Source organism: Streptomyces sp. col6, assembly GCF_008042035.1.
GTDB lineage: Bacteria > Actinomycetota > Actinomycetes > Streptomycetales > Streptomycetaceae > Streptomyces.
The window spans coordinates 83,635-101,773 of sequence record NZ_RDBL01000029.1 but is presented as its reverse complement, the minus strand read 5'-3'; the positions used below and the strand labels follow the sequence as shown (position 1 = coordinate 101,773).

Here is an 18,139-nt window from a genome sequence, read left to right as displayed (position 1 = left end):
GCGGCCAGCAGCACCAGGGCCGCGCCCCCGGCACGCCCCGCCCCGGCTCGGCCCGCAACAAGTCGGCGGCCGTCCGCAAGCGCCGGCTGACGCTCGGGGCCGCGGCCCTGGTGCTGCTGGCCGCGATCGGCGTGGGCGGCTGGTTCGCGCTGAGCGGCGACGACGCGGACCCCGGCCCGCAGGACACGAAGAACTCGGCGCCCGCCGTCCCGTAGGCGGCGCCCGGGGGCGGTGATCGGACGGCCCGAGGAACGTACGCGCCGACAGCCGTTACGCTGGACCCGTGGCAGTCGTCGATATTTCCGAAGAGCTGAAGTCCCTCTCCTCGACCATGGGGTCGATCGAGGCCGTCCTGGACCTGGATGCGCTGAGGGGGGACATCGCCGCACTCGAGGAGCAGGCGGCCGCCCCGTCCCTGTGGGACGACCCGGAGGCGGCGCAGAAGATCACCAGCAAGCTTTCCCACCTCCAGGCCGAGGTCCGCAAGGCCGAGGCCCTGCGCGGCCGGATCGACGACCTCGAAGTCCTCTTCGAGCTCGCCGAGGCCGAGGGCGACGCCGACGCGCTCGCCGAGGCCGAGGCCGAGCTGGAGGCCGTCCGCAAGGCGCTGGACGAGATGGAGGTCCGCACGCTCCTGTCCGGCGAGTACGACGCCCGCGAGGCGCTGGTCACCATCCGCGCCGAGGCCGGCGGCGTCGACGCGGCGGACTTCGCCGAGCGGCTCCAGCGGATGTACCTGCGCTGGGCGGAGCGGCACAACTACAAGACCGAGGTCTACGAGACCGCGTACGCCGAAGAGGCCGGCATCAAGTCGACCACCTTCGCCGTCGAGGTGCCGTACGCCTACGGCACGCTCTCCGTCGAGCAGGGCACCCACCGCCTGGTGCGCGTCTCGCCGTTCGACAACCAGGGCCGGCGCCAGACCTCCTTCGCGGGCGTCGAGGTGCTGCCCGTGGTCGAGCAGACGGACCATGTCGAGATCGACGAGTCCGACCTGCGCGTCGACGTGTACCGCTCCTCGGGCCCCGGCGGCCAGGGCGTCAACACCACGGACTCCGCGGTGCGCCTGACCCACCTGCCGACCGGCATCGTCGTCTCCTGCCAGAACGAGCGCTCGCAGATTCAGAACAAGGCCTCCGCGATGAACGTCCTCCAGGCGAAGCTGCTGGAGCGCCGCCGCCAGGAGGAGCAGGCCAAGATGAACGCTCTCAAGGGCGACGGCGGCAACTCCTGGGGCAACCAGATGCGCTCCTACGTCCTGCACCCGTACCAGATGGTCAAGGACCTGCGTACGGAGTTCGAGATGGGCAACCCGGACGCGGTCTTCAACGGCGAGATCGACGGCTTCATCGAGGCCGGCATCCGCTGGCGCAAGCAGAGCGAGAAGTAGGCCAACACACCACACCCGTGCGCGAGTCGGATGAACGGCTCGCGCACAGTGCGTGTGGATGTGTCACAGTCGCGGCTCTGAATAGCCGTCAAATCCCTCTGAGGCGGGGCGTATCGGCGTGTATCCGCCTTGACGTTCCCCGCGGGCCCCGGCGAGGGTGCTGGGGCAGCGTGTGTGTCTCCGGGGCAGTTTTGTGGCGGGGGCGGGCTGCCCGGCCGCCGTACGACGCGGGCCGGCGCCCGGAACGAACCCTGCCCGAAGACCACCCCGGATACCGCTGCTCCATCGACGAGAACGGCTACTGGGGGTAGCAGTACATGACGAAGAAGACGCGTGTACGCGTCGCGCGGATGGCGGCGGGCGCGGTCATCGCCGCGGGTGCCTCGCTGACCGCCGCGGGCGCGGCGCAGGCGGTCGGCATCGGCGTCGAGGTCGCGGGTGTGGAGATCGGCGTGCAGACGACGGCCGACGACCCGGACGACGACGAGGGCGACCCGTGCAGCCCGCTGGACCCGCGGTGCGAGCCGTCGGACCCGCCGCCGACGCCGAGCGACCCGCCGGTGACCCCGTCGGACCCGCCGGCGACGCCGAGCGACCCGCCGGCGACCCCGTCGGACCCGCCGGCCACGCCGAGCGACCCGCCGGCGACCCCGTCGGACCCGCCGGCCACGCCGAGCGACCCGCCGGCCACCCCGTCGGACCCGCCCGCGACCCCGAGCGAACCGTCCGACCCGACCCGGTCGACGGACCCGGCGGCGGGCGGCGGTGACGACAGCACCCCCGCGGACCAGATCGGCGTCTCGGGCGGCGGCGGCAACACCGACACCGACTCGGTCGGCAACCAGCCGGTCGAGCAGGGCAAGGGCAAGGACGAACTCGCCGAGACCGGTGCGGCCGAGACCACGTTCCTGCTGGTCGGCGCCGCGACGATGATCGCCGGGGGCATCGGCTTCCGTATGCTGCCGCGCCTGGTGGGCAACCGCACGGCCGCCTGAGGCCCGGACGCGCACAGTGACGGAAGGGGCCCGGACCGCGACCGGCGGTCCGGGCCCTTCCGTTTCCCGTACGGTCCTGCGGGCCGGGGCTACACGGTCTGGTGGGCCAGCAGGGCCAGGGCGCCCAGGAGCACCACCAGCAGGGCGGCCAGCATCGCGGGGCTCAGCCCGCCGAAGGGGCCCTGCTCGTGCTCCCGCATCCGCTCGCGGCTCGCCCGGCACACCGGGCAGCGGCCCTCGGTGACGGGCGCCGCGCAGTTCGCGCACACCAGTCGGTCATAGGTCATGCGCTTTCCTCCTCCCGCGCGGCGGAGCCGCACAAGCACTCTCTCCGCACAACGCTCACGGAAACGCGACCGTTCCCCCTACCACTGTGCCAGCTCCCGGGCCGTTCGGCCCGTCCCGTCGGTCACACCCGGGCCGCTGCCGCGCCGCGCCGCCCCGGAATCAGGGCCGTTTCACCGTAAATCACCCATCCCGGTACGCGTGCCTGCACGCCTCAGCCCGGTTCGCGTATGGTCACGCTCACCTACTCCCGGCCGACCGTGGTGCATCCGTGATTCGATTCGACAACGTCTCCAAGACCTACCCGAAGCAGAGCCGTCCCGCTCTCCGGGATGTGTCGCTCGACATCGAGAAGGGCGAGTTCGTCTTCCTGGTGGGCTCCTCCGGCTCCGGCAAGTCCACCTTCATGCGGCTCATCCTGCGCGAGGAACGCGCCAGCACCGGGGCCGTCCACGTCCTGGGCAAGGACCTCGCGCGCATGTCCAACTGGAAGGTGCCGCACATGCGCCGCCAGCTGGGCACCGTCTTCCAGGACTTCCGCCTGCTGCCCAACAAGACCGTCGCGCAGAACGTGGCGTTCGCCCAGGAAGTGATCGGCAAGCCGCGCGGCGAGATCCGCAAGGCGGTGCCGCAGGTCCTCGACCTCGTCGGACTCGGCGGCAAGGAGGACCGGATGCCCGGCGAGCTCTCCGGTGGTGAGCAGCAGCGCGTGGCGATCGCGCGGGCCTTCGTCAACCGGCCGATGCTGCTGATCGCGGACGAGCCGACCGGCAACCTCGACCCGCAGACCTCCGTCGGCATCATGAAGCTGCTGGACCGGATCAACCGGACCGGCACCACCGTGATCATGGCGACCCACGACCAGAACATCGTCGACCAGATGCGCAAGCGCGTCATCGAGCTCGAGAAGGGCCGTCTCGTGCGCGACCAGGCGCGCGGCGTCTACGGCTACCAGCACTGAGCACCCAGCACTGAAAGGACGCCATGCGCGCCCAGTTCGTCCTGTCGGAGATCGGCGTCGGCCTCCGTCGCAACCTCACGATGACCTTCGCCGTGATCGTCTCCGTCGCCCTCTCGCTCGCCCTGTTCGGCGGCGCGCTGCTCATGCGCGAGCAGGTCAGCACGATGAAGGACTACTGGTACGACAAGGTCAACGTTTCCATCTACCTCTGCGGCAAGGGCGACGCGGAGACGGTGGTCCAGTGCGCCAAGGGTGCGGTCACCAAGCAGCAGAAGGACGAGATCGAGAGCGATCTCAACAAGATGGACGTCGTGGAGAAGGTGATCTACGAGTCCTCCGACCAGGCGTACAAGCACTATCAGGAGGAGTTCGGCGACTCCCCGATGGCCGGCAACATCACGCCGGACCAGATGCCCGAGTCCTTCCGGGTCAAGCTCCACGACCCCACCAAGTACAAGGTGGTGGCCACCGCCTTCGCCGGGCGGGACGGGGTCCAGTCGGTCCAGGACCAGAGAAGCATCCTGGACAACCTCTTCGGCCTGATGAACGGCATGAACGTCGCCGCGCTCTTCGTGATGGCGCTGATGCTCGTCATCGCGCTGATGCTGATCGTCAACACGGTGCGCGTCTCGGCGTTCAGCCGGCGCCGGGAGACCGGCATCATGCGGCTCGTCGGCGCCTCCGGCTTCTACATCCAGGCGCCGTTCATCATGGAGGCCGCCTTCGCCGGTCTGATCGGTGGTGTGCTGGCCTGCGTCATGCTGCTGGCCGGGCGTTACTTCCTGATCGACGGCGGTCTGGCGCTCAAGGACAAGCTCAACCTGATCGACTTCATCGGCTGGGACGCGGTCCTCACGAAGCTGCCGCTGGTGCTGGCGATCGGCCTTCTGATGCCCGCCGTTGCCGCTCTCTTCGCGCTGCGCAAGTACCTGAAGGTGTGATGTGCGCCCCGTGAGGCGCAGGGCCAACGTCCCCTGCGCCCCCGGGGCGTTGTCCTAGAATCGGCGCCATGTCGGACCCCGAATGTCGCGTCGGGCCCCGCGGTCTTCGCCGCGGGGCGGCCCTGACGCTGGTCTTCGCCGGCGTCCTCGCCACCGGGGCCGCGACCGGCGCGCTGCCCCACGGTGAGAAGCAGCCACCGGTGCACACCCGGTCCGTCGCCGCCACCGCCGACGGCGACGAGGTGGCCGCGGCCGCCGCCGACGCGGTGGCCGACGGCAAGTCCGGTACGGAGGCGGCCGAGGAGGTCGTCAGCCGCAGCGGCGACCGCTGGGGCGCCGTGTACGACGAGCGCGAGTACCAGGAGTTCGAGCAGGCCCTCGACGGCACGTACACCGGCGTCGGCCTCGCCGCCCGGCGCTCCGCCGACGGCCAGGTCGCCGTCTCCCGCGTCCAGCCCGGCAGTCCGGCCGACCGCGCGGGCATCCGCTCCGGCGACCTGCTGCGCACCGTGGACGGCCGCCGCGTCGACCGGCTGCCCGTCTCCGACGTGGTGGCCCTGCTCCGCGGCGACCGCACCGGCGCGAAGGCGGGCAGCACGGTCAGCCTCGGCGTACGGCGGGGGAGCGAGACCCGGACCGAGACGCTGCGCCGGGCCCGGCTCGCCGTCGAGTCGGTGACCGTGCGACGGATCGGTCCGGAGCGCTCCGGCCGGTCCGGGGCGGTGCTGATCGGCGTCGGCTCGTTCACCAAGGGTTCCGGGGCCGCCGTGCGCGACGCGGTCGAGGACGCGCCCGCGGGCGCCGGGGTGCTGCTGGACCTGCGCGGCAACCCGGGCGGCCTGGTCACCGAGGCGGTCACCGCGGCCTCCGCGTTCCTGGACGGCGGCCTCGTCGCCACGTACGACGTGCACGGCGAGCAGCACGCCCTGTACGCGGGGGCGGGCGGCGACACCGAGCGCCCCGTGGTCGTCCTCGTCGACGGGGGCACGATGAGCGCGGCCGAGCTGGTCACGGGGGCGCTGCAGGACCGGGGCCGGGCGGTCACGGTCGGCTCCCGGACCTTCGGGAAGGGCTCGGTGCAGATGCCGAGCAAGCTCGCGGGCGGTTCGGTGGCCGAGCTGACCGTGGGCCACTACCGGACACCGGCGGGCCACGGGGTCGACGGCAGGGGCATCACACCGGACCTGGCGGTGAGCGCGCGGGCCCAGGAGCGGGCCGAGACGGTATTGAGTGGCCTCGGGGGTGGGTCGTAGTGCGAAAATGGCCGCACTATGGCTAAGGAAAAGGACACCGGGCGCAAGCTCATCGCGCAGAACAAGAAGGCGCGCCACGACTACACCATCCTCGACACCTACGAGTGCGGGCTCGTGCTCATGGGGACCGAGGTGAAATCGCTCCGCATGGGCCGGGCCTCCCTGGTCGACGGCTTCGTCCAGATCGACCGGGGCGAGGCGTGGCTGCACAACATCCACGTCCCGGAGTACGTCCAGGGCACCTGGACCAACCACTCCGCCAAGCGCAAGCGCAAGCTGCTGATGCACCGGGCCGAGATCGACAAGCTGGAGTCCAAGGCGCAGGAGACCGGGCACACGATCGTGCCGCTGGCCCTGTACTTCCTGAACGGGCGGGTCAAGGTCGAGATCGCGCTCGCGAAGGGCAAGAAGGAGTACGACAAGCGCCAGACGCTGCGCGAGAAGCAGGACACCAGGGAGACGAACCGCGCCATCGCGGCGGCCCGCCGCCGCCAGCGCAGCGCCTGATCAGGACCCGGCGCCCGCCGCCGGCCGCTCGGGCAGGAATACGCTGGCATCGTCGTGCGTTGGTCACGTACGATGGCAACGCACCCCAGGGAGGGTGTGGCACCACCTTGAAAAATCAACATGGGGATGATCGGTTTCGACAGCGGATGTCGAAGCAGGGGAAGCGAGTCGAGGAAGCGGCAATGATCTCGTAAACCATATGTCGCAACCAATAATCGCCAATTCCAAGCGCGATTCCTCCGCCTTCGCCCTCGCTGCCTAATTAGCAGCTAGCGAAGACTCTGCGGAGTGTCAGCCCGGGGGTGATCCCGACCCGGATCCTGGCATCATTCAGGGATCTAAACTTCTGAGTCCGGTCACGGGGCTCTGAAGGAAATCAAACAGTGACTGGGCCTGTCGGAGGCTTGTCCGTGTGACCTCCGGGGCCGAGAAAAGCGTAGCGGACTGCACTCGGAGAAGCCCTGGTTCCGCACCGTTGGACGCGGGTTCGATTCCCGCCATCTCCACAATTCCCATGTGAACGAGGACCCCGTTGCCACCGGCAGCGGGGTCCTCGTTTTTCTGTGCCGGCGGTGGCCGGGACGTCCGGCCGCGTCCCGGAGGTGCGGACGCGGGCGGCGTGTGGGCGTGCGCGCCCGGCGTGCGCTCCCCGCACGCGCTCCTGGCGCTCACCCGCAGGGGCCAGTAACCGCAGCACGGTTCGAAAACAGATGTATCTCTCATGATGAACAACACCTGCCGACGGGGTCGGAGTCTCCCCGGCGTGCGCTACATTCATGGACCGGGTGCACTGTGGTAGGGGGCGCGTGGACAGGGTGGGGGCCCGTCCGGCGGCACACAACCGGTCAGTTGCGCGCACCCGATCCTGAGTGGGGGAAGTGCGTACAACAGTGGAAACTTGGCGTGAAGGTGCCCATGCGGGGCACACACACGAGCCGAACGAAGTCACCATCCAACTGGACGGAATCGGACGGCAGCTCTCCGAGCTGCTCCCGGAACCAACCGCTCCGGATGGCTCCGACGGCCCCGTCTTCGTCGATGAGAGCGGCCGGCGCGGCAAGACGCTGCGGCGGCTCGGCTGGGTCCTGGCCGCGGTCTTCGTCTGTTACGCGGTGACCCTGGTCGTCGCGGTGATGGGCGGCAACTCCAGCGCCCCCTTCCTCCCGCTGACCGGCCAGGAACAGCAGGTCACGGACACCACCGGGAACGAATCGACGGCTCCGGACACCGGGCTTCCCGCCGACGGGTCCCCGGGCCCCGCGCAAGAACAAGAAGGCGCCGACTAGATGACTTCCCCTGCCCCCCGGGGCAGGCGCAACACCCACAGGAAGAAGCAGACCCGCCGGCGCAGACTTCCGATGCGCTACATGCTGCCGCTCCTGTTTCTCGTTGCCCTGCTCGCCATGCTGATGCTGCGTGGCTACGTGCACAGCGAAATCCTCGCCGACCACCGCATCCGGCCACCGGTCGCGACCGACCGCGTGCCCGAGCAGGTGCTAGAGGGCGGGCCGGTCATCGACGCGCGCAGCACCACCGAGCCCGCGAAGAGTCTGCGCATCCCGGACCACCGGATCGTGCTCACCTTCGACGACGGCCCGGACCCGGAGTGGACGCCGAAGGTGCTGGACGAGCTCAAGAAGTACAACGCCCACGGCGTCTTCTTCGTCACCGGCACCATGGCCTCGCGCTACCCGGACCTCGTCGAGCGCATGGTGAGGGAGGGGCACGAGGTCGGGCTGCACACCTTCAACCACCCCGACCTGTCCTACCAGTCCACCAGCCGCATCGACTGGGAGCTGTCCCAGAACCAGCTGGTGCTGGCCGGTGCGGCCGGCATCCGGACCTCGCTGTTCCGGCCGCCCTACTCCTCGTTCGCCGACGCCATGGACAACAAGTCCTGGCCGGTCACCCAGTACATAGGCAGCCGCGGCTACCTCACCGTCGTCAACAACACCGACAGCGAGGACTGGAAGCGGCCGGGCGTCCGGGCGATCATCGAGCGGGCCACGCCCAAGCACGGCAAGGGCGCGATCATCCTGATGCACGACTCCGGAGGCGACCGGTCCCAGACCGTCACCGCCCTGGGGAAGTTCCTGCCGAAGATGCAGAAGCAGGGCTACGCCTTCGCCAACCTCACCGACGCGCTCGGCGCCCCGAGCGCGCACTCCCCGGTCACCGGCTTCGACCTGTGGAAGGGCAAGGCGTTCGTCTACGCCGTGGACGTCTCGGAACACATCACCGATGTGATGGTGGCCGGCCTCGCCGTCATCGGCGTGCTGGTCTTCGCCCGCTTCGGGCTGATGCTGGTGCTCTCCTTCATCCACGCCCGCCGGGTCCGCCGGCGCGACTTCCGCTGGGGCGAACCCGTCACCCGCACGGTGACCGTCCTGGTGCCCGCGTACAACGAGAAGAAGTGCATCGCGAACACGGTGCGTTCGCTGCTGGCAAGTGACTATCCGGTCGAAGTCATCGTGATCGACGACGGCTCCACGGACGGCACCGCGGACATCGTCCAGCGGATGCGGCTGCCCAACGTCCGGGTCGTGCGCCAGCGCAACGCGGGCAAGCCCGCCGCCCTCAACAACGGCATCGCGCACGCCCGCAACGACATCATCGTGATGATGGACGGCGACACGGTCTTCGAACCGTCCACCGTCCGCGAGCTGGTGCAGCCCTTCGGCGACCCGCGCGTCGGGGCCGTCGCGGGCAACGCCAAGGTCGGCAACCGCGACTCGCTCATCGGCGCCTGGCAGCACATCGAGTACGTGATGGGTTTCAACCTCGACCGCCGCATGTACGACGTGCTGCGCTGCATGCCCACCATCCCGGGCGCGGTCGGGGCGTTCCGGCGGGAGGCGCTGGAGCGGGTCGGCGGCATCAGCGAGGACACCCTCGCCGAGGACACCGACGTCACGATGGCCCTGCACCGGGACGGCTGGCGCGTCGTCTACGCGGAGAACGCCCGCGCCTGGACCGAGGCGCCGGAGACCGTGCAGCAGCTCTGGTCCCAGCGCTACCGGTGGTCGTACGGCACGATGCAGGCCATCTGGAAGCACCGCCGGGCGGTCGTCGAGCGCGGGCCCTCGGGCCGGTTCGGACGCGTCGGGCTGCCGTTCGTCTCGCTGTTCATGGTCGTCGCCCCGCTGCTCGCCCCGCTCATCGACGTCTTCCTGCTGTACGGGCTCGTCTTCGGGCCCACCGAGAAGACCGTCGGCGCGTGGCTCGGCGTCCTCGCGGTGCAGCTGGTGTGCGCCGCGTACGCCTTCCGGCTCGACCGGGAACGCATGACCCATCTGCTCTCGCTGCCCCTCCAGCAGATCCTGTACCGGCAGCTCATGTACGTAGTGCTGCTCCAGTCCTGGATCACCGCCCTGACCGGCGGCCGGCTGCGCTGGCAGAAGCTGCGCCGCACCGGGGTCGTGGAGGCACCCGGCTCGATGCCCGCCCCGCGCGGACGCACCCAGGACCGGAGGCCCGTCGCATGACGTATCCGAGCGAGTCCCCGGCGTACCCGGGGCAGCCGCACGGGGACGTGCCCACGATGCAACTCCCCGTGCAGCGCCCGGCGGCCGCCGAACCCGCCGTCGAACCCGCTTCCGAGCCCGCACCCGCCAAGGCCGGCCGGGACCGCTACCTGGACCTGCTGCGCGCGGTCGCGCTCGTCCGGGTGGTGGTCTTCCACCTCTTCGGCTGGGCCTGGCTGACCGTCGTCTTCCCGTCCATGGGCGTCATGTTCGCCCTGGCCGGCTCCCTGATGGCCCGGTCGCTGGCCCGGCCCGCGTGGAGCGTCATCCGCTCCCGGGTGCGCAGGCTGCTGCCGCCGATGTGGGCGTTCGGCGCTCTCGTCGTCCCCATGGTCTTCCTGCTCGGCTGGAAGCCGGTGCGCGAGGAGGGGATCTGGTGGTTCCTGAAGCTGGGCTGCTACCTGCTGCCGGTCGGCACGCCGCCCTTCCCGTGGGAGAGCGGTTCCGAGGGCGGCTGGCTGGAGACCTCGTGGGCCGAGCAGGCGATCGGGCCGCTCTGGTACGTCCGGGCCTACCTCTGGTTCGTCCTGGCCTCCCCGCTGCTGCTGAAGGCCTTCCGCAGGCTGCCGTGGGTGACCCTGCTCGCGCCGATCGGGCTCACGGCCGTCATCGGCACGGGTCTGGTCACCGTGCCGGGCACGGCCGGTGAGGGCCTGGTCGACTTCGCGGTGTTCGGCTCCTGCTGGATCCTCGGCTTCGCCCACCACGACGGGCTGCTGAAGACCGTCCCGCGCTACCTGGCGGTCTCGCTGGCCGCGATGCTGATGGCCTTCGCGCTGTGGTGGGGCGCCCACCACCTCACCGAGGAGGGCTGGAACCTCGACGAGATCCCGCTCGCCCAGGCCACCTGGTCGCTCGGCTTCTGCATGATCCTGCTCCAGTACGCCCCCTCCTGGCGCGAGCTGCCGGGCCGGCTGGCCGGCTGGGACACCCTGGTCACCCTCGCCAACAACCGGGCGGTGACCATCTACCTCTGGCACAACATGCTGCTGATGGCCACCTTCCCGATCATCGACCGGCTGTGGGACGTGCCGTGGGTCGGCGACCATCTGGGGACGTACATCGAGGCCTCGTACAACACGCTGGCGCTGATCCTCATCTGGCCGCTGATCGGGCTGATGATCCTCGCCGTCGGCTGGGTCGAGGACCTCGCCGCCCGGCGGCGTCCGAGGCTCTGGCCCAACGGCGCCGCCCGCGCCCGCCGCTGACCGCGCTTCTCACCGGGCCTGCCCCGGCCCGGTGAGAGCAAGGTTGCCCACAGGTCACCTCGCGGCACGGCACCGAAACGCGCGCTTCCTAGGTTCGGGACAACACCCCCGACCACCCGTGGAGGCACGTGATGGCAGGCCGTTGGATCGAGCACTGGGACCCGGAGGACGAGACCTTCTGGCGGGAGACGGGCGAGCGGACCGCCCGGCGCAACCTCTGGTTCTCCGTCCTGTCCGAACACATCGGCTTCTCCATCTGGACCCTCTGGTCGGTGATGGTGCTGTTCATGGGGCCCGAGTACGGGGTCGACCCGGCCGGGAAGTTCTTCCTCATCTCCACCGCCACCCTCGTCGGGGCCGTCGTCCGGGTGCCGTACACCTTCGCGGTGGCCCGGTTCGGTGGCCGGAACTGGACGGTGTTCAGCGCGCTCACCCTGCTCGTGCCGACGATCGCCGCCCTCGTGGTGATGGAACCGGGCACCTCGTACGGCACCTTCCTCGCGGTGTCCGCGCTGACCGGCATCGGCGGCGGCAACTTCGCCTCGTCGATGACGAACATCAACGCCTTCTTCCCGCTCCGCAAGAAGGGCTGGGCGCTCGGGCTCAACGCGGGCGGCGGCAACATCGGCGTGCCCGTGGTGCAGCTGGCCGGGCTCCTGGTGATCGGCACGGCGGGGGCCGCGCACCCCAGGATCGTGCTCGCCGCGTACATCCCGCTGATCCTGCTCGCCGCCGGGTGCGCCGCGTTCTTCATGGACAACCTGGCGCCGGTGCAGAACGACACCGGGGCGGCCAAGGAGGCCGTGCGCGACCGCCACACCTGGATCATGGCCGTCCTCTACATCGGCACCTTCGGCTCGTTCATCGGCTACAGCTTCGCCTTCGGGCTCGTCCTGCAGACCCAGTTCGGCCGGACCCCGCTCCAGGCGGCCTCGCTCACCTTCATCGGCCCGCTCCTCGGCTCACTGATCCGGCCGGCCGGCGGCTGGCTGGCCGACCGGTACGGCGGGGCCCGCATCACCCTCGTCAACTTCGCCGCCATGGCCGCCGCGACGGGCGTCGTCGTGTACGCCTCCGGCATCGCGTCGCTGACCGTGTTCCTCGTCGGCTTCACCGCCCTGTTCGTCCTGTCCGGGCTCGGCAACGGATCGACGTACAAGATGATCCCCGGCATCTTCCACGCCAAGGCGATCGCCCAGGGACTGCGCGGCGAGGAGGCGGCGGCCCGGGGGCGGCGGCTCTCCGGGGCGGCGATGGGGCTGATCGGGGCGGTCGGGGCGCTCGGCGGACTCGCCATCAACCTCGCGTTCCGCCAGTCCTTCCAGGCCTCCGGCACGGGAACGGCGGCCTTCTGGTCCTTCCTCGCCTTCTACGGCGTGTGTTTCGCGCTCACCTGGGCGGTATACCTTCGTCGTGCCGCGCCCGTCCCGGCGAAGCCGCAGCTCAGCTACGCCGAGGTGTGAGACACCCGCCGGCCGGGCGGGCGACGTAACGAGCGGGAAATACGGCTGAACCGGGTCTGTCACGCGGCGTTGGCAGGCTCGGTCCTCCGCATCAACGGGCAGCAGCGGGACGAGAGCCGGGTAGACCATATGCACGACGACGCACAGTACGGGCCCCTCGCGGGCTTCACGGTCGGTGTCACCGCCGCGCGCCGGGCGGAGGAGCTCGGCACACTGCTGCGGCGCCGGGGCGCCACCGTGGTGCACGCACCGGCCCTGCGGATCGTGCCGCTCGCCGACGACGGCGAACTGCTCGCCGCGACCGAGCAGCTGATCTCCGACACCCCCGATGTGGTCGTCGCCACCACCGCGATCGGCTTCCGGGGCTGGATCGAGGCGGCCGACGGCTGGGGCATCGGCGACCGGCTCCTGGAGACCCTGCGCGGGGTCGAACTCCTCGCACGCGGCCCCAAGGTGAAGGGCGCCGTCCGCGCCGCCGGGCTGACCGAGGCCTGGTCCCCGGCGTCCGAGTCCATGGCCGAGGTGCTGGAACGGCTGCTGGAGGAAGGCGTGGAGGGCCGCCGCGTCGCGCTCCAGCTGCACGGCGAACCCCTCCCGGGCTTCTCGGAGTCGCTGCGCGAAGCCGGCGCCGAGGTGGTCGCCGTCCCCGTCTACCGCTGGATGCCGCCGGAGGATATCGCGCCGCTGGACCGGCTCCTCGACCTGACCGCGGCCCGCGCCCTGGACGCGCTGACCTTCACCAGCGCCCCGGCGGCGGCCTCGCTGCTCGGCCGCGCCGACGAACGCGGGCTGCTGGGCGAGGTCGTCACCGCACTGCGCGGCGACGTCGTACCGGCGTGCGTCGGCCCGGTCACCGCCGTGCCGTTGCAGGCGCGCGGGATCGACACCGTCCAGCCGGAACGCTTCCGGCTCGGCCCGCTCGTCCAGCTCATCTGCCGCGAACTGCCCGCCCGCGCACGGACGCTGCCCGTCGCGGGCCACCGCGTCGAGATCAGGGGCCACGCCGTCCTGGTCGACGACACGCTGCGCGCGGTCCCGCCCGCCGGGATGGCCCTGCTGCACACCCTGGCCCGCAGGCCCGGCTGGGTGGTCTCGCGCGCCGACCTGCTGCGCGCCCTGCCCGGCAGCGGTACGGACGAGCACGCGGTCGAGACCGCCATGGCCCGGCTCCGTACCGCGCTCGGGGCGCCCCGGCTGATCCAGACGGTGGTCAAGCGCGGTTACCGGCTGGCGCTGGACCCGGCGGCGGACGCCAGGTACACGGGCTCCTGAGCGGCCGGGTCCCGCCGGCGCCCACCGGCGTACGGAGCCCGCAGCAGGAGCGCGAGCGCGGCGGTGCACAGGACGGCGCGCACCGTGTTCCACAGGTTCCACGCGTCCTCGAACCGGTCCCGTACGGCGGCCGGGTCGGCGATGTGCGCGGGATCACCGGCGTCGGCCAGCGCGTTGTTCAGGGGCACGTTGACGCCCGAGGTGAGCAGGAACGCCACCACGTACACCACGAGCGCGGCGACGATCCAGCCGCGCGGCCCCGGCGAACGGCGGTGCTGCCAGGCGGCGACGGCGGTCAGGACCAGGGCGCCGAAGAAGCCGGCGAAGAACACCGGGTTCTCGATGACGTCGTTGATGTTCTGCATGACCTCGATGAAGGTCCGGTCGTCGCTGCGGCCGAGCGCGGGCATCACCGCGCAGGAGAACACGAAGAAGGTGCCGGCCATCAGTCCCGTGGTGACGGCGGCGGCGCCGAGGACGAGGCGGTGGGAGGCGGAGGTCGGCCGGTCGGCCCGGTTGCTGGTCATGGATCCAGTGAAGCGGCGCGGCCGGACCGGCTCCATCGTCCAGGCGCGCATCCGCCTACGCGAGCGTCCAGGGGCGCGGCGGGCCGGATAGCGTGCGGGCATGACCGATGACGTCCACCCGCTCGGCGCGGGGATACGGCTCCGCCCCGTCACGCGGGCCGACGCGGCCTCCCTCGCCGCCGCGCTGACCCGCAGCCGTACGTACATGAAGCCCTGGGAGCCCGTACGGCCCGACTCCTTCTACACCGAGGAGGGGCAGCGTGCCCGCCTCGCCGGGCTGCTGGCGGACCGGGACGCGGGCCGTTCGATGCCCTGGGTGCTGAGCGATGCCGAGGACCGGGTCGTCGGCGGATTCACCCTCGACGCCATCGTGCTCGGCGCCTGCCACAGCGCGGTCCTCGGGTACTGGGTGGACGTGGAACTCGCGGGCCGCGGGCTGGCCACGGCCGCGGTGCGCACGATCTGCGAAGTGGCGCGGAACGACCTGCGGCTGCACCGGGTCGAGGCGTGCACGGTCCTGCACAACGTGGCGTCGCAGCGGGTCCTCGCCAAGTGCGGGTTCGAGGAGTTCGCCGTCGCCCCGCGCTATATGCACATCGACGGGGAGTGGCGCGACCACCGCCTCTTCCAGCGCATCCTGCACGACGGCCCGATGACCGGCGCCGAGGACTGAGGACCGGGCCCTACGCCGTACGCGTGTGGCGGTGGCCCTCGCCCGGCCACGGCGGGAACGGCGGCAACACCTCGGTGAGCCCGTACCCGGCCTTCTCCGCCACCCGGCACGAGGCCGCGTTGTCCACCTGGTGCAGCAGTTCGAGCCGGACGAGCCCGCGCTCGGCGAACGTCCCGAACGCCCATGCGGAGAGCGCTTCGAGGGCCCGCGGGGCGATGCCCCGGCCCCGGGCGGGGGCGACCGTCCAGTACCCCACCTCGGCCGAGGGCGACCCGGGCTCCGGGAACGAGAGGGCGACGTTCCCGACCGGGCCGTCCCCCAGCTCCCGGTCCACCACCGCGAAGCTGTGCCGCAGCCCGGTCGCCCGGCCCGCCTCCTGGGCCGACAGCCAGCGGCCGGCCGCCTCCTCGTCCGCCACCGGCGCCCGTGATCCGGCCCGGACGGCCGGGTCGCGGTACGCGTCGAGCAGCACTCCCAGGTCACCCGGCTGCCAGGGGCGGAGCACCAGGGAACCTGCCGGCAGACGGGCATCGCGCGCGTGGGCGTTCATCGGCTCATCGTACGAGGGGGTCGTGTGCGGACAGGGATCTCCCGGCCAATCGGGCGGGGAGACCGGGCGCTACGGGCCGCCGTCACGCAATCGATACCCCCGCACGCGCCGAAGAGGGGTGCGGCAGGTGCGCACGGGCCCCCCGTCGCATAGGGTTGACGGCTGCCCAGTGCACGTCAGAAGGGGGCCTCGGTGGCCGCGCAGGATGCCGCTGTCGATTCGCTGCGGGACCGGGAAATCGGTGTCGAGCAGGAACATCTCGACCGGGTGTACGACCGTCTCGAAGAGAAGATCCACGAGGCGGAATTTCTCATGGACGACGCCGTGAAACGCGGCCAGGTCGGGACCCCGGGGGCGCTCGCCGAGCGCGACGCCCAGGTGTTCCGCGCCGGAATCCACCTCAACCGGCTGAACAGCGAGTTCGAGGACTTCCTCTTCGGGAGGATCGACCTCCTGCTCGGCAAGGACGGCGAACGCGGCCCGGACGGCGCGTACACCTCCGTCGAGCCCGCCGACGACGTCGTGCGCGAGGACAACTCCGCGGACATCGCCGAGACGCTGCACATCGGCCGGATCGGGGTCCTCGACTCCGACTACGCCCCGCTCGTCATCGACTGGCGGGCCCCGGCCGCGGCGCCGTTCTACCGCTCGACGCCCAAGGAGCCGGGCCGGGTGGTCCGCCGCCGCGTCATCCGCTCCAAGGGCCGCCGGGTCCTCGGCGTCGAGGACGACCTGATGCGCCCCGAGCTGAGCGCGTACCTGGACGGCGACACGCTCCCGGTCGTCGGCGACGGCGCCCTGATGGCCGCGCTCGGACAGGCCCGCAGCCACACCATGCGGGACATCGTCTCCTCCATCCAGGCCGAGCAGGACCTCGTCATCCGGGCCCCCGCCGCCTCCGTCACCGAGGTTTCCGGCGGCCCCGGCACCGGCAAGACCGCGGTCGCCCTGCACCGCGCCGCGTACCTGCTCTACCAGGACCGGCGGCGCTACGCGGGCGGCATCCTCGTCGTCTCGCCGACGCCGCTGCTGGTCGCGTACACCGAGGGCGTGCTGCCCTCGCTCGGCGAGGAGGGCCAGGTCGCGATCCGCGCCGTCGGCTCGCTCTCCGACGACGCGGCGGGACCCGAGGGTGCCACCGCCTACGACGAACCGGCCGTCGCCCGGATCAAGGGCTCCTCGCGGATGCTCCCGGTCCTCCGCAAGGCCACCCGCGGCGCGCTGGAACAGCCCGCGCCCCGGCCGGCGGCCTCCGCCGAGGGCCAGCTGGAGTTCGGCGAGGACGAGGCCCCGCAGCCCGCCGGCACGCCCACCCGGCTGCGCGTGGTCGCCTTCGGCGCCCGGGTCGAGCTCCAGGAGGACGAGCTGCGGCGCATCCGCAACAACGTTCTCAGCGGCACCGCCCCGGTCAACCTGCTGCGCCCGCGCGCCCGCAGGCTGCTGCTCGACGCGCTGTGGAACCGTTCCTCGGGCCGGGGCCGCTACACGGACCCGGAGCTGGCCGCCGAGCTGCGTTCGTCGTTCGACGAGGACGTGTCGACGGAGACCCCGTTCCTCGCGTTCCTGGACGCCTGGTGGCCCGAGCTGACCCCGCGCGGGGTGCTCGCCGCGATGGCCGACGAGAAGCGGCTCGCCCGGTGGGCGCGGCGCACGCTGAACCAGGGCGAGGTGCGCCGGCTCGCGCGCTCCCTGGGGCGCCTGGACGCCGTCGGACAGGGGCCGCTCTCCGTGCACGACGTGGCGATCCTGGACGAGCTGCACACCCTGCTCGGCACCCCGAGCCGCCCGAAGCGCAAGCGCGAGGCGGACCCGCTGGACCAGCTCACCGGCCTGGAGGAGCTGATGCCCCGGCGCGAGGAGACCCAGTGGGAGCGCGCCGAACGGCTCGCCGCCGAGCGCACCGAGTACGCCCATGTCATCGTCGACGAGGCACAGGACCTCACGCCCATGCAGTGGCGGATGGTCGGCCGCCGAGGCCGGCACGCCACCTGGACGATCGTCGGCGACCCGGCCCAGTCCTCCTGGTCCGACCCGGACGAAGCGGCCGCCGCCCGCGACGAGGCGCTGGGCAGCCGCCCCCGCCGGAACTTCACGCTCACCGTCAACTACCGCAACCCGGCCGAGATCGCCGAGCTGGCCGCCAAGGTCCTCGCCCTCGCCATGCCCGGCATGGAGTCCCCGGCCGCCGTCCGCTCCACGGGCGTCGTCCCGCGCTTCGAGACCGTACGGGACGGCGACCTGGCCGCGACCGTGCGCGAGGAGGCACGGCGGCTGCTCGCCGAGGTGGACGGCACGGTCGGCGTCGTCGTGGCGATGAACCGGCGCGAACGGGCCCGCGAGTGGCTCGCGGAGCTGGGGGACCGGGTGGTGGCGCTCGGCAGCCTGGAGGCGAAGGGCCTGGAGTACGACGCCACGGTGGTCGTCTCGCCGGCGGAGATCGCGGACGAGTCCCCGGCGGGGCTGCGGGTGCTGTACGTGGCGCTGACCCGCGCGACCCAGCAGCTCACGGTGGTCTCGGGGGAGCGGGACCTGCCGGACGCGGACGGGGTGCCGGACCTGCTCAGGGACTGAGGGGAGCCCGGGAGGGGCG

Annotated in this window: 16 protein-coding genes, 1 other RNA gene and 1 pseudogene; 15 read left to right on the top strand and 3 right to left on the bottom strand. The window is 71.6% G+C overall.

Going from position 1 to position 18,139, the window contains the following annotated elements:
• The 3 genes and pseudogenes from EAO73_RS29725 to EAO73_RS29715 all read left to right on the top strand — a co-directional run.
• Positions 1-215: pseudogene (locus EAO73_RS29725) on the top strand (serine/threonine protein kinase); the annotation flags it as partial.
• A 68-nt stretch (positions 216-283) separates the two neighbouring features.
• Positions 284-1,390 carry a peptide chain release factor 2 gene (prfB, locus tag EAO73_RS29720; protein ID WP_147974629.1) on the top strand — a complete coding sequence of 369 codons (1,107 nt, stop codon included), beginning with the start codon at positions 284-286 and terminating at the stop codon, positions 1,388-1,390.
• A gap of 317 nt (positions 1,391-1,707) precedes the next feature.
• Entirely contained in the window at positions 1,708-2,385 is a 678-nt protein-coding gene (locus EAO73_RS29715) for a hypothetical protein (RefSeq protein WP_147974628.1), read from the top strand.
• Positions 2,386-2,474: 89 nt separating this feature from the next.
• Here the strand turns inward: EAO73_RS29715 and EAO73_RS29710 are convergent, their stop codons facing one another.
• Complete coding sequence (locus tag EAO73_RS29710) at positions 2,475-2,672, bottom strand: hypothetical protein (protein ID WP_147974627.1); 198 nt, start codon at positions 2,670-2,672, stop codon at positions 2,475-2,477.
• A gap of 269 nt (positions 2,673-2,941) precedes the next feature.
• Between EAO73_RS29710 and ftsE the strand changes: the two genes are divergently transcribed.
• The 10 genes from ftsE to EAO73_RS29660 all read left to right on the top strand — a co-directional run bounded on the left by ftsE (position 2,942) and on the right by EAO73_RS29660 (position 13,799).
• On the top strand, positions 2,942-3,631 hold the full coding sequence (gene ftsE, locus EAO73_RS29705) for a cell division ATP-binding protein FtsE (RefSeq protein WP_026242629.1): 690 nt from the start codon (positions 2,942-2,944) through the stop codon (positions 3,629-3,631).
• Positions 3,632-3,654: 23 nt separating this feature from the next.
• Positions 3,655-4,572, top strand: coding sequence for a permease-like cell division protein FtsX (gene ftsX, locus EAO73_RS29700; protein WP_147974626.1), 918 nt, complete (start codon positions 3,655-3,657; stop codon positions 4,570-4,572).
• A 68-nt stretch (positions 4,573-4,640) separates the two neighbouring features.
• Positions 4,641-5,825: a S41 family peptidase gene (locus EAO73_RS29695; protein ID WP_147974625.1), complete on the top strand. Its 1,185-nt coding sequence runs from the start codon at positions 4,641-4,643 to the stop codon at positions 5,823-5,825.
• An 18-nt stretch (positions 5,826-5,843) separates the two neighbouring features.
• Entirely contained in the window at positions 5,844-6,332 is a 489-nt protein-coding gene (gene smpB, locus EAO73_RS29690) for an SsrA-binding protein SmpB (protein WP_147974624.1), read from the top strand.
• 122 nt (positions 6,333-6,454) lie between these two features.
• Positions 6,455-6,841, top strand: a transfer-messenger RNA (tmRNA) gene (gene ssrA, locus EAO73_RS29685).
• 369 nt (positions 6,842-7,210) lie between these two features.
• Positions 7,211-7,618, top strand: coding sequence for a hypothetical protein (locus EAO73_RS29680; RefSeq protein WP_318153299.1), 408 nt, complete (start codon positions 7,211-7,213; stop codon positions 7,616-7,618).
• A complete protein-coding gene (locus EAO73_RS29675) occupies positions 7,619-9,817 on the top strand; it encodes a glycosyltransferase (RefSeq protein ID WP_147974623.1) in 2,199 nt (732 codons plus the stop codon).
• Positions 9,814-11,064 carry an acyltransferase family protein gene (locus EAO73_RS29670; RefSeq protein ID WP_147974622.1) on the top strand — a complete coding sequence of 417 codons (1,251 nt, stop codon included), beginning with the start codon at positions 9,814-9,816 and terminating at the stop codon, positions 11,062-11,064. The genes EAO73_RS29675 and EAO73_RS29670 overlap by 4 nt, the downstream gene beginning before the upstream one ends.
• A 131-nt stretch (positions 11,065-11,195) precedes the next feature.
• Positions 11,196-12,527 carry a nitrate/nitrite transporter gene (locus EAO73_RS29665; RefSeq protein ID WP_147974621.1) on the top strand — a complete coding sequence of 444 codons (1,332 nt, stop codon included), beginning with the start codon at positions 11,196-11,198 and terminating at the stop codon, positions 12,525-12,527.
• A gap of 129 nt (positions 12,528-12,656) precedes the next feature.
• The gene (locus EAO73_RS29660; RefSeq protein ID WP_147974620.1) at positions 12,657-13,799 is read left to right on the top strand and encodes a uroporphyrinogen-III synthase; all 1,143 of its coding nucleotides are present in this window, start codon (positions 12,657-12,659) and stop codon (positions 13,797-13,799) included.
• On the opposite strand, the gene EAO73_RS29655 is transcribed toward EAO73_RS29660, so the two are convergent.
• Positions 13,748-14,326 carry a DUF1772 domain-containing protein gene (locus tag EAO73_RS29655; RefSeq protein ID WP_147974619.1) on the bottom strand — a complete coding sequence of 193 codons (579 nt, stop codon included), beginning with the start codon at positions 14,324-14,326 and terminating at the stop codon, positions 13,748-13,750. The genes EAO73_RS29660 and EAO73_RS29655 overlap by 52 nt on opposite strands.
• Before the next feature lie 100 nt (positions 14,327-14,426).
• Between EAO73_RS29655 and EAO73_RS29650 the strand changes: the two genes are divergently transcribed.
• The gene (locus EAO73_RS29650) at positions 14,427-14,999 is read left to right on the top strand and encodes a GNAT family N-acetyltransferase (RefSeq protein ID WP_147974618.1); all 573 of its coding nucleotides are present in this window, start codon (positions 14,427-14,429) and stop codon (positions 14,997-14,999) included.
• A 10-nt stretch (positions 15,000-15,009) separates the two neighbouring features.
• Here EAO73_RS29650 and EAO73_RS29645 read toward each other — a convergent pair whose 3' ends face one another.
• A complete protein-coding gene (locus tag EAO73_RS29645; RefSeq protein ID WP_147974617.1) occupies positions 15,010-15,549 on the bottom strand; it encodes a GNAT family N-acetyltransferase in 540 nt (179 codons plus the stop codon).
• A gap of 192 nt (positions 15,550-15,741) precedes the next feature.
• On the opposite strand from EAO73_RS29645, the gene EAO73_RS29640 reads away from it, so the two are divergent.
• On the top strand, positions 15,742-18,120 hold the full coding sequence (locus EAO73_RS29640; protein ID WP_147974616.1) for a HelD family protein: 2,379 nt from the start codon (positions 15,742-15,744) through the stop codon (positions 18,118-18,120).
• Positions 18,121-18,139: the final 19 nt, after the last annotated feature.

What these genes read in the sequence shown, in the direction of transcription:
- EAO73_RS29715 (WP_147974628.1), top strand. Translation starts at nt 1,708, where the DNA reads ATGACGAAGAAGACGCGTGTACGCGTCGCGCGGATGGCGGCGGGCGCG.
- EAO73_RS29710 (WP_147974627.1), bottom strand. Translation starts at nt 2,672, where the DNA reads ATGACCTATGACCGACTGGTGTGCGCGAACTGCGCGGCGCCCGTCACC.
- ftsX (WP_147974626.1), top strand. Translation starts at nt 3,655, where the DNA reads ATGCGCGCCCAGTTCGTCCTGTCGGAGATCGGCGTCGGCCTCCGTCGC.
- EAO73_RS29695 (WP_147974625.1), top strand. Translation starts at nt 4,641, where the DNA reads ATGTCGGACCCCGAATGTCGCGTCGGGCCCCGCGGTCTTCGCCGCGGG.
- smpB (WP_147974624.1), top strand. Translation starts at nt 5,844, where the DNA reads ATGGCTAAGGAAAAGGACACCGGGCGCAAGCTCATCGCGCAGAACAAG.
- EAO73_RS29675 (WP_147974623.1), top strand. Translation starts at nt 7,619, where the DNA reads ATGACTTCCCCTGCCCCCCGGGGCAGGCGCAACACCCACAGGAAGAAG.
- EAO73_RS29670 (WP_147974622.1), top strand. Translation starts at nt 9,814, where the DNA reads ATGACGTATCCGAGCGAGTCCCCGGCGTACCCGGGGCAGCCGCACGGG.
- EAO73_RS29665 (WP_147974621.1), top strand. Translation starts at nt 11,196, where the DNA reads ATGGCAGGCCGTTGGATCGAGCACTGGGACCCGGAGGACGAGACCTTC.
- EAO73_RS29660 (WP_147974620.1), top strand. Translation starts at nt 12,657, where the DNA reads ATGCACGACGACGCACAGTACGGGCCCCTCGCGGGCTTCACGGTCGGT.
- EAO73_RS29655 (WP_147974619.1), bottom strand. Translation starts at nt 14,326, where the DNA reads ATGACCAGCAACCGGGCCGACCGGCCGACCTCCGCCTCCCACCGCCTC.
- EAO73_RS29650 (WP_147974618.1), top strand. Translation starts at nt 14,427, where the DNA reads ATGACCGATGACGTCCACCCGCTCGGCGCGGGGATACGGCTCCGCCCC.
- EAO73_RS29645 (WP_147974617.1), bottom strand. Translation starts at nt 15,549, where the DNA reads ATGAACGCCCACGCGCGCGATGCCCGTCTGCCGGCAGGTTCCCTGGTG.